The 15,062-nt window shown below is 72.7% G+C and carries 13 protein-coding genes; 3 read left to right on the top strand and 10 right to left on the bottom strand.

What is annotated here, in order from left to right; genetic code table 11:
* Positions 1-30: 30 nt before the first annotated feature.
* The 3 genes from ACFVGW_RS23945 to ACFVGW_RS23935 form a co-directional block, all read right to left on the bottom strand.
* Positions 31-300 carry a hypothetical protein gene (locus ACFVGW_RS23945; protein ID WP_352189026.1) on the bottom strand — a complete coding sequence of 90 codons (270 nt, stop codon included), beginning with the start codon at positions 298-300 and terminating at the stop codon, positions 31-33.
* A gap of 10 nt (positions 301-310) precedes the next feature.
* The gene (locus tag ACFVGW_RS23940; protein ID WP_385853399.1) at positions 311-1,033 is read right to left on the bottom strand and encodes a TetR/AcrR family transcriptional regulator; all 723 of its coding nucleotides are present in this window, start codon (positions 1,031-1,033) and stop codon (positions 311-313) included.
* A gap of 157 nt (positions 1,034-1,190) precedes the next feature.
* A complete protein-coding gene (locus ACFVGW_RS23935; RefSeq protein ID WP_385853398.1) occupies positions 1,191-2,126 on the bottom strand; it encodes a diiron oxygenase in 936 nt (311 codons plus the stop codon).
* A 172-nt stretch (positions 2,127-2,298) separates the two neighbouring features.
* Between ACFVGW_RS23935 and ACFVGW_RS23930 the strand changes: the two genes are divergently transcribed.
* The gene (locus ACFVGW_RS23930; RefSeq protein ID WP_385853397.1) at positions 2,299-3,432 is read left to right on the top strand and encodes a ferritin-like domain-containing protein; all 1,134 of its coding nucleotides are present in this window, start codon (positions 2,299-2,301) and stop codon (positions 3,430-3,432) included.
* Between the two features lie 84 nt (positions 3,433-3,516).
* A complete protein-coding gene (locus ACFVGW_RS23925; RefSeq protein WP_383221944.1) occupies positions 3,517-4,371 on the top strand; it encodes a hypothetical protein in 855 nt (284 codons plus the stop codon).
* A 104-nt stretch (positions 4,372-4,475) separates the two neighbouring features.
* On the opposite strand, the gene ACFVGW_RS23920 is transcribed toward ACFVGW_RS23925, so the two are convergent.
* From ACFVGW_RS23920 to ligD, 7 genes are all read right to left on the bottom strand, one after another.
* A complete protein-coding gene (locus ACFVGW_RS23920; RefSeq protein WP_385853396.1) occupies positions 4,476-5,945 on the bottom strand; it encodes a penicillin-binding transpeptidase domain-containing protein in 1,470 nt (489 codons plus the stop codon).
* A complete protein-coding gene (locus tag ACFVGW_RS23915) occupies positions 5,942-7,321 on the bottom strand; it encodes an FtsW/RodA/SpoVE family cell cycle protein (protein WP_385853395.1) in 1,380 nt (459 codons plus the stop codon). Before ACFVGW_RS23915 ends, ACFVGW_RS23920 begins: the two co-directional genes overlap by 4 nt.
* Positions 7,322-7,377: 56 nt before the next feature.
* Positions 7,378-8,646 carry an ATP-binding protein gene (locus ACFVGW_RS23910; protein WP_385853394.1) on the bottom strand — a complete coding sequence of 423 codons (1,269 nt, stop codon included), beginning with the start codon at positions 8,644-8,646 and terminating at the stop codon, positions 7,378-7,380.
* The gene (locus ACFVGW_RS23905) at positions 8,643-9,431 is read right to left on the bottom strand and encodes a hypothetical protein (RefSeq protein WP_385853393.1); all 789 of its coding nucleotides are present in this window, start codon (positions 9,429-9,431) and stop codon (positions 8,643-8,645) included. Before ACFVGW_RS23905 ends, ACFVGW_RS23910 begins: the two co-directional genes overlap by 4 nt.
* A 327-nt stretch (positions 9,432-9,758) precedes the next feature.
* Positions 9,759-11,873: a HEAT repeat domain-containing protein gene (locus ACFVGW_RS23900; protein ID WP_385853392.1), complete on the bottom strand. Its 2,115-nt coding sequence runs from the start codon at positions 11,871-11,873 to the stop codon at positions 9,759-9,761.
* A gap of 240 nt (positions 11,874-12,113) precedes the next feature.
* The gene (locus ACFVGW_RS23895; RefSeq protein ID WP_385853391.1) at positions 12,114-13,031 is read right to left on the bottom strand and encodes a DNA ligase; all 918 of its coding nucleotides are present in this window, start codon (positions 13,029-13,031) and stop codon (positions 12,114-12,116) included.
* Positions 13,028-13,912 (bottom strand): non-homologous end-joining DNA ligase, encoded by an 885-nt coding sequence (ligD, locus tag ACFVGW_RS23890; protein ID WP_385853390.1) that lies wholly within the window; start codon positions 13,910-13,912, stop codon positions 13,028-13,030. The genes ACFVGW_RS23895 and ligD overlap by 4 nt, the downstream gene beginning before the upstream one ends.
* Positions 13,913-13,961: 49 nt before the next feature.
* Between ligD and ACFVGW_RS23885 the strand changes: the two genes are divergently transcribed.
* Positions 13,962-15,047 carry a Ku protein gene (locus ACFVGW_RS23885; protein WP_385853389.1) on the top strand — a complete coding sequence of 362 codons (1,086 nt, stop codon included), beginning with the start codon at positions 13,962-13,964 and terminating at the stop codon, positions 15,045-15,047.
* Positions 15,048-15,062 lie beyond the last annotated feature (15 nt).

Below are 15,062 nucleotides of genomic sequence, written 5' to 3'. Positions count from 1 at the left end.
CTCACAAAGGGGCGAATCGGCCCAATCGGCTCACCCGTTCGGCTTGGACCAGGGCCACTTCGGCGTCTGCCGCTCGCGGCCCTCGGGGACGTACTCGTAGACCCAGCCGCGCTGGATCCCGAGCCGCTTGGTGTGCCCGGCCGGTTCGCGGCGGTAGGCGTGGACCGTCGGGGGGCCGCCGTCCGCGTCCGGTACGGGCACTTCGTACCACTTCGGGGGGTGTCCGGTGTGGCCGAGGAGGACGGGCAGGACCTGGCCGTCCAGAGGACCGCCGCGGAAAGGGGTGTTCTCGCTTCTCACGGGACCAGTCTCATATGAGGTGCGCCGCCTTGCTCACCACGGGGGTCACTCGCCGCGCCAGCCTGCCGACCGGCCCTTCGGCCGTCTCCTGTGCGAGGAGCAGCGAGACGACCGACGCCGTCTCCTCGTCGCTCGCCGCCGTGGCCGCGAGCAGCGCGACCAGATGGTCGACCAGCCAGTCCCGCAGCTCGCCGGCCGGGGGCTGCTTCCCCTCGTCGAGCCAGATCAGCGAGGCCGCCTCCACCGCCGCGATCCAGGTGCGGACCATCATCCGCAGCCGGGGTCCGGGGCGGTCCACCCCCAGGTGGACGAGGATCTGCTCCGCCGCGGCGCGCCGCACCTCGTCCACGATCGCGGTGGTCCGGGAGGTCTCGGCGACGCTGCCGCCCTGCAGGAGGGCGCTGAACCCCGCGTCGTGCTCGTCGACGAAGGCCAGATAGCGGTCGAGGACCCGGCTGAGCCGCTCGGTCGGCGGGCCGTTCTGCGGCTCGGCGAAGCAGAGCTCCAGCTCGTCGGCGGAGGAGCGCAGGGCGGCCTCGTACAGCTGCTGCTTGCCGCCGGGGAAGTACCGGTAGACGAGCGGTCGCGAGACGCCCGCCGCCTCGGCGACGTCGTCGAGGGAGACCTCGTCGGGCGCCCGGTGCGCGAAGAGCGTCAGGGCGGCGGCGAGGAGCTGCACCCGTCGCTCCTCGACGCTGAGCCGGCGGTACGCGGGCGAGGCGGCACTGGTCATGCCTCGCAGGGTAGCTCCGCGAGATGACGCCCAGGGCGGAAGCCCGTGACCCCCGCCCTGCCCGGCCGTCCGCCCGGTCCGCCTGCCCGTCCGTCCGAGCCGCCCGCCCGTCCCCCCGAGCCGCCCGCCCGTCCCCCCGGGCCGTCCTCCCGCCGGCTCACGCCAGCAGTCCGGACGACTTCCAGAGCCGCCGGCCGGGGCCGCGCAGCACCCCGATGTCGTCGAGGAAGTCGGTCAGGCGCCGGGCGCCCGACTGCATGACCTCGCGGCGGTGGCCGCTCGCCCTGACCTGGGCGACCGCCTCGCGGCGGTCCAGGCCGACGTTGTCGTACACCGCGGGGTTGATGAAGCAGGTGGAGAAGACCCGGGCGGCCTGGCCGCAGCTGAGCCGGGTGAACTCCTGCTCCCAGCGCGGCGCGGTCACCATCTGGCGCCGCAGCTCCTCGCGGGCGTAGCGCACGTGCCGGGCCTCCTCGACGACATGGATGCGGGTCACGCCCCGTACCAGCGTCTGGACGCGCTCGTCCGGGAACGTCAGCCGTTGCATCCAGTCCAGGATCTCCTCGCCGAGGAGGGTGGCGGCGAAGGAGCCGGGGGTCGTGGAGACGGTCTTCAGGACGCGGGCGAGATTGTGGTGGATCCGCGGTACGGGGTAGGCGGGCGCGCCGCCCTTCTGGATCATCCGCGCGAACATCATCGAGTGCCGGCACTCGTCGGCGATCTCGGTCAGGGCGTACCGCACATGGTCGCTCGTGAGCGACTTGTCGTAGATGTGCCGGACGAGCAGCTGCATCAGGATGATCTCGAACCAGATGCCGAGCGAGGCGAGCGACGCGGCCTCGTGCCGGGCGAGGTCCATCCGCTGCTCCTCGGACATCCGCCGCCACATCGGGGTGTCGTAGAGCGAGACGAGCTCCGGCGGCCAGAACCACTTGCCGTCCTCGAGGGGCGCGGCCCAGTCGAGTTCGGTCTCGGGGTCGAAGGAGTGCTTGAGGGAGGACTCGAGCAGCCGGGCGGCGACCTGTTCCCGGTCGCGGAGCGGGCCGAGGGCGTCCCGGAGAAGGCTGAAGTCCAGTTCGGTCCGAGTGGTCATGACGGTGCGACACCTCGCTGTGCTCGCAGTCGGGTTACCGGCGGTCGCTCCTATCAGAATGCCTGTCAGTAAGCCCGTCAATCCCCCGTGCGCGACTTGTTGACTCGATGTCTACCAAGGTGTCAGCCTGCCCGGAGGACCATCACGTCCCCGTGAGAGCAAGGAGTCGTCAGTGTCGACGTACGACCTCTACACGAAGACCTTGAAAGCCGCGAACGCCACGGAAGACCCCATCTGGCAGGTGCCGGCGACCGGTTCGGCCCGCTTCAGCTGGGAGTACGACGACGGTCGCGACCGCCTCCTCGCCCTGTACCAGAAGGGCAAGGACAAACAGTGGGACGGCTCCAGGCGCATCGACTGGGACCTGGAGGTCGACCCGTACGACCCCCTCGGCACCCCCGACGACGTCCTCACCCTCTACGGCACGCGCCACTGGGCGAAGATGACGGAGAAGGACAAGGCCGAACTGCGCCGGCACTACGCCTCCTGGCAGTTCAGCCAGTTCCTCCACGGCGAGCAGGGCGCGATGATCTGCGCCGCGCGGATCGTCGAGTCCGTCCCGGACCTGGACGCCAAGTTCTACTCGGCGACGCAGACCATGGACGAGGCACGGCACGCGGAGGTCTACGGCCGCTTCCTGCACGAGAAGATCGGGATGCTCTACCCGATCAACGACAACCTCCAGGGTCTGCTGGGCGACACCCTCCGCGACGCGCGCTGGGACATGCCGTACCTCGGGATGCAGGTCCTGATCGAGGGCCTGGCCCTCGCCGCGTTCGGCATGATCCGCGACACCACGGACAAGCCGCTCCCGAAGCAGATCCTGGCGTACGTGATGCAGGACGAGGCCCGCCACGTGGCCTTCGGCCGGATGGCGCTGCGCGACTACTACAGGCAGCTGACGGACGCGGAACTGCGCGAGCGCGAGGAGTTCGTGATCGAGGGCTGCTACCTGATGCGGGACCGGCTGCGCGGGGTCGAGGTCCTGGAGAACTTCGGCATCGGGCGCAAGGAGGCGGAGGAGCTCAGCGAGCAGAGCGAGTTCCTGCACCTCTTCCGCAAGCTGCTGTTCAGCCGGATCGTCCCCTGCGTGAAGGACATCGGCCTCTGGGGCGAACGCCTCCAGAAGGCCTACCTGGACATGGGCGTCTTCGACCTCGGCGACTCGAGCCTGGACCTCCTGATGACCCAGGACGAGGAGATCGCGGAGGCGCTGGACCGGGAGCGGTTCGCGACGGAGGAGGCGGAGCGGGTGGCGGAGGTCGAGGAGGCCATCGCGCAGGGCGCGGCGGAGGCGGAGGCGTAGGCGGCAGGCGGGAGCCCCCGGAGGCGGGGCCACGGACCGGACCCGGAGGGTGGGATGTCGTACCGGTGACGTAGCGTGCCCGCCATGACCATGCCGCCATCGCCGAGCCAGCCGCCCCACAACCCCTACGGCGGCCCCGTCCCGCCCCCGCAGCAGCCCGGCCCGTACGGGGCTCCGCAGGGGTACCCCGCACAGGGCGTCCCTCCGCAGGGGTACCCCGCGCAGGGCGTCCCTCCGCAGGGCTTCCCTCCGCAGTACCAGCAGCCGGGCGCCGGGGGCTGGGGGCAGCCGCCCATGGGGCCGCCGCCGAAGAAGTCGCTCTCCGCGGGGGCGATCGTCGCCATCGTCGTCGGTTCCCTGGTCCTGGTCGGCGGGATCGGCTACGCGGCGAAGGCCGGGCTCTCCGGCGTCACCGGCTCCTTCCCCGAGGCGACGCACAAGCTCGTCGTCCCCAAGACGCTCCTCGCCGGCGAGTACACGCTGGTCTCCGACCTCTCCGACACCCAGGGCAAGGAGATCGAGGACACCCCCGATCTCACGGTGAAGGACGCCGAGGCGGCGGTCGGCCAGTACACCGGCAAGGACGGGTCCGTCCTCGTCGTCTCCGGTATGCACGGGCGCATCAAGAACGCCGACGTCACCCGGCGGTCCATCCTCAAGGGCGCCTCCACGGAGAAGGGCTCCACGCTCGCCGTCCCGCCCAAGGACTTCACCCCCGCCGGCTACGGCGTGACCGTGAGCTGCCAGGTCACGACGTCGAAGGACGCCCTCGCCACGACCACGCTGCCCATGTGCGCCTGGGGCGACGACAACACCGCGGCCGCCGTGGCCCTCGTGACCCCCGGTTCGGCGACCGCCGACCCGAAGGACATCGACCTGGCCGAACTCGCCGAGACCACGGCCAAGGTCCGCGCGGAGATCCGCAAGCCGATCGGCTAGCCGCCCGCCGCCCGCCGCCCGCCGCCCGCCGCCCGTACGACTGACCGGCCGTCCGGCTCCCAGCCCGTCCGGCTCCCAGCCCGTACGGCTCACAGTCCGTACGGTCAGCCGTCGTCCCGGGGTCGCAGCGCCTCCTCCATCACGGCCCGGGCGATCGGCGCCGCGCTGCCGCCGCCGCTGATCTCCGTACGCCTGGCCTCCGCGTCCTCCACGACGACCGCGACCGCCACCGCGGGCTGGGCCGAGTCCGCCGCCTGCGCCCAGGCGATGAACCAGGCGTACGGAGTGCCCGTGTTGCCCAGGCCGTGCTGGGCGGTGCCGGTCTTGCCGCCGACGGTCGCGCCCGGGATCGCCGCGTTGGTGCCGGTGCCCTCCTCGACCGCCTTGACCATCAGCCGCTGCAACTGGTTCGCGGTCGAGGGGCGCATCGCCTGGCGGTAGCTGCGCCGGCCCGTCGTGTCGACGGTCGTACCGCCGGCCGTCGTCGTCCGCTCCACCAGATACGGGTGGGCGATCTCCCCGTTGTTGGCGATCGCCGCCGCCACCAGCGCCATCTGCAACGGCGTCGCCGTCGTGTCGAACTGGCCGATCGACGACAGCGCGAGCTGGTCGTCGCTCATCTCACGGTCGAAGTTGGACTTCGCCACCCAGGACGGGATCGACAGGCCGGTGTCGTTGAAGCCGAAGCTCTCCACCGCCTCCACCATCCCGGAGAGCCCGACCTCCACCCCGAGCCCGGCCATCACCGTGTTGCACGACCACTGGATCGCGTACGCGAGCGACGCGTTCCCGCACCCCTTCGCCTCGTTCGGGAGCACCTGCCGGGTCCCCGGCAGCACGAACGGGTCCGGGGTGTCCGTCGGCGCGTCGACGTCCGTCACCACGCCCGCGTCCAGCGCGGCCGCCGCCGTCACCATCTTGAACGTGGAGCCGGGCGGATACGTCTGGCGGATCGCCCGGTTCAGCATCGGCTGGTTCGGCGAGGTGTTCAGCCGGGCCCAGGCGCCCTTGACCGCGGCACCCGTCCCGGACAGCAGCGCCGGATCGTACGAGGGGGAGGAGACCAGGGCCAGGATCCGCCCGCTCGACGGCTCGACCGCCGCCACCGCGCCCCGCTTCCCGCCGAGCCCCCGGTACGCGGCCTCCTGCATCGGGGCCCGGACCGTCGTCACCACGTCACCGCCGGGCTGCCGCCCCCGGCCGACGTCGTTCCAGAACGGCAGCGGGGCGAGCAGCGGACTCGTACCGGCCAGGATGTCGTCCTCGGCGTGCTCGACGAAGGTCGTGCCGTACGTCTGCGAGGCGTAGCCGGTCACCGGCGCGTACAACGGGCCCTGCTTGTAGGTCCGTTCGTAGCGGAGCTGCTGGCCGCTGTCCCGTGATCCGGTCACCGGCCGTCCCTCGACCACGATCTCGCCCCGCGGCTCGCCCCAGCCGGTGATCGCGACGCGCCGGTTGGCCGGGTTCTCGTTCAGTTCGTCGGACTGGACGACCATCACCCGCGCCGCGTTGACGAGCAGAGCCGCCAGCAGAACGAGGCAGAGCGCGGCAGCGCGCCGGATGTAGGGGATCACCGGGCGTCCTCCGCCGCCGGTGCGACGACACCGGGCTCGACCGTGTCGGGAAGGGGTGCGCGGGCCGAGTCGCTGAGCCGGATCAGCAGCGCCACGATGATCCAGTTGGTGACGACGGACGAGCCGCCCTGCGCCAGGAACGGCATCGCCATGCCGGTGAGCGGGATCAGCCCCATCACCCCGCCGGCGATGACGAAGACCTGGAGCGCCAGGATCGAGGCGAGACCGATCGCGAGCAGCCGCCCGAAGGGGTCGCGCAGGGCGAGCCCGGCCCGGAACCCGCGCGCGACGAGCAGCGCGTACAGCAGGAACAGGGCGGTCAGCCCTGCCAGTCCGAGCTCCTCGCCCGCCGTCGCCAGGATGAAGTCGGACTTGGCGGCGAAGCCGATCAGGATGGAGTGGCCGAGACCGAGCCCCGTGCCGAGCATCCCGCCCGCGGCGAAGGAGAACAGGGACTGTGCGAGCTGGCTCGGCCCGTCCCCCGCCTCGATCGAGGCGTAGGGGTTCAGCCAGTCCTCGACGCGGCTGTGCACATGGGGTTCGAGCGAGCCGACCGCGAACGCCCCCACGCCCGCGAGGAGCAGCCCGACCGCGATCCAGCCGGTCCGGCCCGTCGCCACGTACAGCATGATCACGAAGAGTCCGAAGAAGAGCAGGGACGTGCCGAGGTCCCGCTCCAGGACGAGCACGCCCACGCTCAGCACCCAGATCGCCACGATCGGCCCGAGCACCCGGCCGGTGGGGAGCTGGAGCCGCCAGATCCTGCGGCCGGTGTACGCCAGCGCGTTGCGGTTGGCAGCCAGATAGGCGGCGAAGAAGACCGCGAGCAGGATCTTGGCGAACTCGCCCGGCTGGAAGGAGAGTCCGCCGATCCGGATCCAGATCTTGGCCCCGTTCACCGCCGGGAAGAGGATCGGCACGAGCATCAGGACCAGGGCGCTGGCCATCGACAGGTACGCGTACCGCTGCAGCACCCGGTGGTCGCGCAGCAGTACCACGACGGCGCCGAAGAGCGCGACGCCGAGCGCCGACCAGACCAGCTGCGTGAAGGCCGCCTGGTCCTTCGGGGTCTCCAGGTCCAGCCGGTAGATCAGCACCAGGCCGAGGCCGTTGAGGAGTACGCCGATGGGCAGCAGCAGCGGATCCGCGTACGGGGCGCGGAACCGTACGGCGAGATGGGCGAGGAGCGCGAGCGCGCCCAGACCGGCTCCGTAGCGCAGGGCGTCCGGCGGGACGGCGTCGTTCTTGGCCAGGCCGACGCCCGCGTAGCCCATGACGGAGATGAGGACGGCGCAGACGAGGAGGGAGAGTTCCACGCCGCGGCGCTTCGGGACGCGTAGCGCGGGCGGGGGAGCGTCCGCCGTCGTTGCGGTCATGGACCGCAACGTAGCAAGCGATATGGCTTATATCCCTTATGTGTGACGGTGTGCCGTCAGGGGCCGGTGAACCGCACGTACTCCGGCAGCGTCAGCCGCGCCTCGGCGCCGCCGTCCGGCGCGTTGCCGAAGACCAGCTCCGCGCCGATCACTTCGGCCTGGCCGGCCGCGATGGTGAGCCCGAGACCGTGTCCCTTGCCGCCGCTCTCGGTACGGAACCGCTGCGGCCCGGACGCCAGCAGGTACTCCGGATATCCGGCCCCGTGGTCCCGCACCGTGACGACGGGGCCGTCCACGGTCAGGACGACCGGCGGGGAGCCGTGCCGGTGGGCGTTGGCGACGAGATTGCCGAGGACCCGTTCCAGGCGCCGCCGGTCCGTCTCGACCATCGCGTCCCGGACGACCCGTACCTCCGTCCCGGTCCCGGACGCCCGCACCACCCCGCGCGCGAGCGGCCCGAGATCGTGCATCGCCAGGTCGACGGTCTCGTTGCGGGCGTCGAGCCGCGAGATCTCCAGCAGGTCCTCGGTCAGCCCGCGCATGGCCTTCACCCGGTCCCGTACGAGCTCCGACGGCCGCCCCTCCGGCAGCAGTTCGGCGGCGGCCGACAGGCCGGTCAGCGGGGTGCGCAGTTCGTGCGCCACGTCCGCCGTGAATCGCTGCTCGGTCTGGAGCTTGCGCTGGAGCGAGGAGGCCATCGTGTCGAGGGCCCCGGAGACCGTGGCCACCTCGTCCTGCGGGCGTCCGGGGACCTTCGTACGGGGGTCGTCCACGCGCGCGTCGAGATCGCCGGCGCTGATCCGCCGGGCCACCTGGGCCGTCAGGTGCAGCCGGCGGGTGACCCGGGTGACCGCGAACGCGCCCACGAGCAGCGTCGCCCCGATCGCGAGGACCGAGGAGCCCATGATCGACCGGTCGAGGCCGTCGATGATCTCCGAGCCCGTGGAGTAGTCCACCCGGACGGCGAGGGCGCGGCCGTCGGCCGGTCCCGCCGCCCACATCGTCGGCCGGTCGCGGTACTCCCCGGCCATCGTGCCGCGCTCCCCCTTCAGGGCGAGCGCGCGCAGCTCGTCCGGGAGGTCCTCGGGGTCGATCCCGGTGGCACGGGGGAGCGGGTCGCCCGCCTCGTACGCCCGGGAGGCCGTGGTCAGCCGGGCGAGCGCCCGCTCGCGGAAGTCGTCCTCGGTCTGCCGGGACACGGAGACGTGCACGAGGGCGCCGAGCAGCGCGGCCAGGGCGCAGCACATGACGGTGATGAAGACCGCGGACTTCCAGGTGAGCGTCGCGGTCCAGGCGGGCAGGCGGAGCCGTCCGCGCGCGGTCACGGGGCCTCCCCGAAGGCGTCGTCGGTGTCGGAGGGCGCGGGGGAGGAGCCGGTCGGACCGGGCGTGGGCGTCGGCTCGACGAGCCGGGGCTGGGGCGCCGGCGAGACGGACGGGCCCGGCGGCTTGACGCGGACGATCTCGTCCCGGGCCGGGAGCATCGCCCCCTGCTGCTCGTCCCAGGACCAGGCCGTGCGGTACTCGTACCCCGGGATACCGGCCGAGGAGGCCCGCACGATCAGGTCCCTGCCCGCCAGCTCCACGCTGATCACCTGGTCGACGGTGGACATGATCCGGGTGAGCCCGCCGTTCTCGGCGAGATACACCCGCACCCCCACCTGCTGCTCGGGCATCCGGATGCCGACGATCAGCTCGTCCCGGCCGTTGCCGGTCAGATCGCGGTAGTACGGCTTCATGACCGGGCACGTCGCGGGCTCGGCCGCGCACCGGTCGATCTGCCGCGCCGTCTCCTGGTACATGCCGTCGGCCCCGGAGTACGTGTCCGGGTGGGCCTTCGCCTCGGCGCGGACCACGGCCACGGCGTCCACCCGGTGGACATCGTTGTCGGGGACCTCGATGCCCGGGACCGACTCGGTGTCGGTCTCGCCGTAGTCGAGCGGCGGCGCGGTCGCGGGCGGCAGACCGGGCCAGAGGCGCACGGGTCCGACGGCGCCGGGCGTGGCGCCCGCGCTCCTCAGCTCGCCCTCGGCGCCGCAGCCGGAGAGCATGAGCGGCGCCGCCGCGGCCAGGGCCACGGCGGCGACGAGCGGCCGTCCGCGCGGTCTCACTCTGCTCCTCGGGGGCGATCGGGTTCGCTGCTTCACCAGGTCGGCGAAGAGGAAGACGGTGTCACTCCGGTGACCGTCCACGATCGGCCCCCGCGGGTGATCGGCCGGAGTTCGGGACGGTCGGCCTTCCCGTAGACCATATTCGTAGGGAAGTCCTTTTTGCCGACCTGCTGGATCCCCCGGACCTGGAACGTGACCGTGGAGCCGTCCGCCCGACCGTCCTCGATCACCTCGCAGAGCGATTGATTCGAAGGTAAATGTCCGCTATTGCGACCCGGTAACAGTGACCCTTAAGTGGTGTGACGAAGCAGCCGCCCGCCCGGCTTCCTAGCGCTCCATCCGGTCCAGCGCGGCGCGGCAGAAGGTCAGCAGCTTCTCGTCCTCGTGGACGTCATGGCTGCTGTAGCCGCTCTCACGCACGTTGTGACGGCGCGGCCGGGCCAGTTCGGAACGGATCACCCACCGCGCCTCCACCGCCTCGGGACCCATCTCCGCCAGGCACTCCGCGATGTCCACGCGCGCGTGCCGGTTCTCCTCCCAGGCCGCGAGCAGCACCGGCAGCGCCGCCGCCGCGTCCCCGGACACCCGCCACAGAGCCGCCGCGCTGCGCACCCGTACCCACAGGTCCAGCGCCGTGAGGCCCGGGAGCAGGGCGGGCGCGCTGCTCGCCGCCGCCGGGCCGATCGTGCCCAGCGCGCGGGCCGCCGCGCACCGGTCCGGAGCGGTCGCGTCCGGGCCCAGCCAGGCCATCAGCGTCGGCAGTACGGCCTCCCGGTCGCCCTCCACCGCCCAGAGCGTGAGCGCCGCCTGTGCCGAGACCGCCGCCGACTCGCTCTCCAGCAGGAGCCGCGCGTCCGGGATCGCCTCCCGCGCGGCGGGTCCGAACGCGGACAGCGTCCTCAGCGCTGCCTCCTGCACCCAGTCCCGCCGGTTCGACGGAGCCCCGCGCAGCACCCGCAGCACCTCGGGCATCGCCTGGACACCCCGCACCGAGGCCAGGGCGTGGAGCAGCGGCGCCGCGTGCTCGTACAGCCGGTCGTCCAGGTCGACGCGGGCCAGCCGGCGGCGCAGCAGCGGCGCGAGCGGCGCGGCGGCCGGCCCCAGGGTGGGGACCGCGTACAGCAGATCGCGCCGGACCTCGGGCTCGACCAGGGCGCGGGCGAGCAGCGGTACGGCCCGCGCGTCCCCCGAGCGGGTGAGGGCGAGCAGGGCGCGGCCGCGTACGTCCGGTGCCCCCGGCTCGTCCTCCGGCCGGTCGGCCCACTCCTCCCACTCGGGCCGGTCGGGCCGTCCGGCGTACGCGGCGAGCCGGGCCGCGAGGGCGTCGGTCGCGGGGCCGGTGAGCTCGAAAAGGCCCTCCAGGAACGAGGTGGCGGCCTCGCACAGCCGGGGATCGGGGTCGGCGAGCTGCGCCCCGATCAGCCGCACCATCTCCTCGTACCCCCCGCGCCAGACCCGTATCAGACCGCCGCTCAGCCAGATGGCGTCCGCGCGCTGGCACCGGTCCGGACTGCGCAGCTGGGCGAGGATCAGGGCGATCCGGTCCTCGACACGGTCGTCGAGCGCGGTGTGCAGGGTCCGCATCAGCTCGTCGGTCCACGGGGTCGCACGGCCCGCGGCATGCTCCTCGAAGAGCTCGCGGACCTGCCCGGCGAACGTGGGCGCGGACGGCCGGGAGCTCTCCGGGGCGGCCGCCTCGGGCGGCGCGGTCCGCACCTCGTCGAGCAGCCGCGTCACCCGCTCGACCACGTCGCCCGGGACCTCGCCCGGCGCGCACCGGGCCAGCTGCGCGAGCGCCGCGAGCCGCAGGCCCGGCGCGTGGGCCGCGCGGGTGAGCCAGCCGAGCCAGTCGACGGTCTCGTCCCGCAGCGACTCGTGCCGCCGCGCGATGCGCCCGACCGCCTCCACCAGCGCGAGCCGCACCTCCGTGTCCCGCTCGACGGTCAGCCGCTCCCTCAGCAGGGTCAGCACACCGGCCGGGTCCGGGTGCAGCGAGGCGAGCGCGCAGGGGGCGGCGAGCCGCACCTCGCAGTCCGGGTCGCCGACGAGCCCGAGGAAGACGTCGGCACCCGCGGCGACCGCGGCGGCGGCCATGGCGTAGTTCGCCGCCGGGATGAAGTCCTCGTCGTCCGGATCGAGTTCGTCGAGCCCGTCCTCGCCGCTCAGATCGATCCCGCCGATGCTGGTCAGCAACTCGACGATGCCGCCACGGTCCTGGACCTCCGGGTCGGCGACGAGTTCGAGCAGGAAGGGGATGCAGGCGAGCGTCGAGTCGTACACGTCCCCCTGGTGGTGCACCGCGCCGTACATGCCGTCGAGGGCGAGCTCCCGTTCGCCGGAGTCGGGCGAGGCGAGTCCGCGCAGCATCCCCGGTACATCGTCGGCTGGTCCGTAGGCATGCCCCAACGAGGCCCAGTCGACCTCCTCGATCCCCGTCAGCATGCGGCCGCCGCCTTCCCCGTGAGCGCTGTACCAGGCAGCAAGTGTGCACCACCACACCGGGAACAAGGACCCGCTGACCGGACGCGGTCCCCGAAGGGCCCGCGAGCCGCTCGCTTTGCGCCATCTGCGGGAGCGCTACGCGGAGTTGCGCACGCCGGTACGGGGAGTGGCGTATGAGGAGCACGGGAGAACAGGCGTACGGAGGCGGGCAAGGGCACCCGCCGGACCGTCGCCGGCGGCCTAGCCGTCGGACCGTACGCGCACGAAGCGGGCCGTCTCGTGCCGCCCGGCCTGCTGCCGCAGCTCGACCGTCAGAGGGTCGGCGAGCGGGGTCACCGTGCCGTGCTCGGGATGCTCCACCGGCGCCCCGAGCCGGCCCGCGGCCAGCGCGCCGACCTCGCGGGCCTGCACCGGAGTCAGCTTCGGCGAGGTCGCCACCGTACGGTCGTCGGGGAGGCGGACGAGCAGCGCCCGGGGCCGGTCCGCCGGGCCGACCAGCCCGAGGAGCGTGCCGTCGAGCGTGTCCGCGTGCCGCACCTTCCGCCACGCCCACGTCTCGCCGGCCCGGTACGGAGAGCGCAGCGCCTTCGCCACGATCCCCTCGACGCCCGCCGCCCGCAGATCGCGGAACCAGTCCCGCGCCGTCTCCTCGTCCAGCGTCGCGAGCACGGGCTGCACGGGCGGCCCGACGTCGCTCAGCGCGACGCCCAGCAGCTTCCAGCGCTCGACGAGCGGCAGCGTCCTGACGTCCCGGCCGGGGAGGGCGAGGACGTCGAAGGCGATGTACGAGACCGGCACACCGGCCTGTCTGCGGTCGGCGTGCGAGCGGAGCAGGTCGGTGAAGCTCAGCCGCCCCTCCCGGTACGCGCACAGCTCCCCGTCCAGGACGACACCGGCCGGCAGCCGGGCGCCCAGATGCGCCGCGAGCTCGGGAAACTCCCGGGAGAGGTCCCGGTGCGAGCGCGACTGCAGGAAGACCCTGCGGTCCTCCAGGACGAAGGCGAGGGCCCGGAATCCGTCGAGCTTGAGGGAGTACTGCAGACCCCCCGGCGTGCTTCCCTGCGCCGGGATCTCGTCGGCCGGGCGCGGGCGCATGACGTCGACCGGCGGCCGCAGGACGGGTCCCTCGGCCGAGCCCGGCCCGGGGGCGGCGGTCATGGCATGGCCCCGGCCCGGGCCGGGTCGAAGAGCGGCCCGAGCAGGTCCCCGTACCGCTCCAGACGTGGCGCGATGTCGTCCATCATCAGCACGAGCCGTTCGGGCGCGTCGCACGCCTCGACCTCCTCCCACGTCACCGGCGCGGAGACGGTGGGCCGGGGGCGGGCGCGCAGGGTGTAGGGGGTCGCGGTGGTCTTGGCGGCCGCGTTCTGACTGAAGTCCACGAAGACCTTCCCCGGCCGCAGCGACCGCGCCATCCGGTGGACGACGAGCGCCGGGTGGTCCGCCTCCGCCTGGACGGCGAGCTGCTTCGCGTATGCCGAGACCTGGTCGGACGGGGTCGGCTCCAGGGGGACGAGCAGGTGCATGCCCTTGGCCCCGGAGGTCTTGGCGAAGGCCTCCAGGCCGTCCGCCGCGAGCCGCTCGCGCAGCCAGAGGGCCACCCGGCAGCAGTCCACGACGGTGGCCGGCGGCCCGGGGTCGAGGTCGAGGACGAGGCGGTCGGCGAGGGCCTGCGAGCCGGCCCGCCACTGCGGCGTGTGGAACTCCACGACCAGGTTCGCTGCCCACATCAGGGAGGCGAGGTCCTGGATCATGACCTGCCGCGCGCGGGGGTCGTCCGAGCGGGGGACCGGGGTGGTCTTCACCCAGGCGGGTGTGCCGGGCGGCGGGTTCTTGGTGAAGAAGAGCTGCCCTTCGGGGCCGTCCGGATAGCGCAGGAAGGACACCGGGCGGTCGCGCAGATGCGGCAGGAGCGCGGTGCCGACGGTGGCGTAGTAGTGCAGCAGCTCGCCCTTGGTGGTGCCGGTGGAGGGGTGGAGGACCTTCTCCAGATTGCTGAGCGGGAGGCGCCGCCCCTCCACCTCCGTGATGGGCGTCATACGATGAGAATCCCATGAATCCGGAAGTACCGTGCGAAAGGGATGAAACGTGCGATCCATATGGAACGGCGCCATTTCCTTCGGCCTGGTGAGCATCCCGATCAAGCTGGTGAACGCCACCGAGAGCCGGTCCGTGTCCTTCCGCCAGATCCACGCCGCGGACGGCGGCCGGATCCGCTACCGCAAGGTGTGCGAGCTGGACGGCGAGGAGATCTCGCAGGCCGAGATCGGCAAGGCCTACGAGGAGTCCGACGGGACCATGATCCCGATCACGGACGAGGACCTGGCGACGCTCCCGCTGCCGACGGCGAAGACGATCGAGATCGTGGCCTTCGTGCCGGCCGGGGAGATCGACCCGCTCCAGATGGACGCCGCGTACTACCTCTCGGCGAGCGGGGCGGCGGCCGCCAAGCCGTACACCCTGCTGCGCGAGGCGCTCAAGCGGAGCGACAAGGTGGCCGTCGCGAAGTACGCCCTGCGCGGGCGCGAGCGGCTCGGCATGCTCCGGGTCGTGGACGACGTGATCGCGATGCACGGACTGCTCTGGCCGGATGAGATCCGGGCGCCCGAGGGGGTGGCCCCGGAGACCCCCGTCTCGGTACGGGACGCGGAACTCGACCTGGCGGACGCCCTGATGGCGACCCTCGGCGAGGTGGACATCGCCACCCTGCACGACGACTACCGGGAGGCGGTCGAACAGATGATCGCCGCCAAGGCGGAGGGCGGCGCGGCGGTGGCGCCCCCGGAGCCCGAGGCGGCGGGCGGCGGCCAGGTCATCGACCTGATGGCGGCCCTGGAGAGCAGTGTCCGCGCCGCGAAGGAGGCGCGCGGGGAGGGCGGGGACGCCGACGTGAGGGAGCTGACGCCCCGCAAGACCTCGGCACGCACCCCGAAGGAGACGGGCGCGCGGAAGTCCACGTCGAAGACGGCGGCGAAGAAGGCGGCCCCGGCCCGCAAGTCGACGTCGAAGACGGCGGGAGCGGGGTCCGGGGCGGGCGGCGGCAGGACGGCGGCGAAGAAGACGACGGCGAAGACGGCCACGAAGTCGACGTCGAAGACGGCCGCCAAGAAGACGGCGGCGAAGAAGACCACGGCGTCCACGAAGAAGGCGACCCCGCGCAAACGGTCGGCATGATCCGAAGGACAGACC

Origin of the sequence: Streptomyces sp. NPDC127129, assembly GCF_042671585.1 — a bacterium.
Lineage (GTDB): Bacteria > Actinomycetota > Actinomycetes > Streptomycetales > Streptomycetaceae > Streptomyces.
This window is presented reverse-complemented; position numbering and strand designations above follow the sequence as displayed.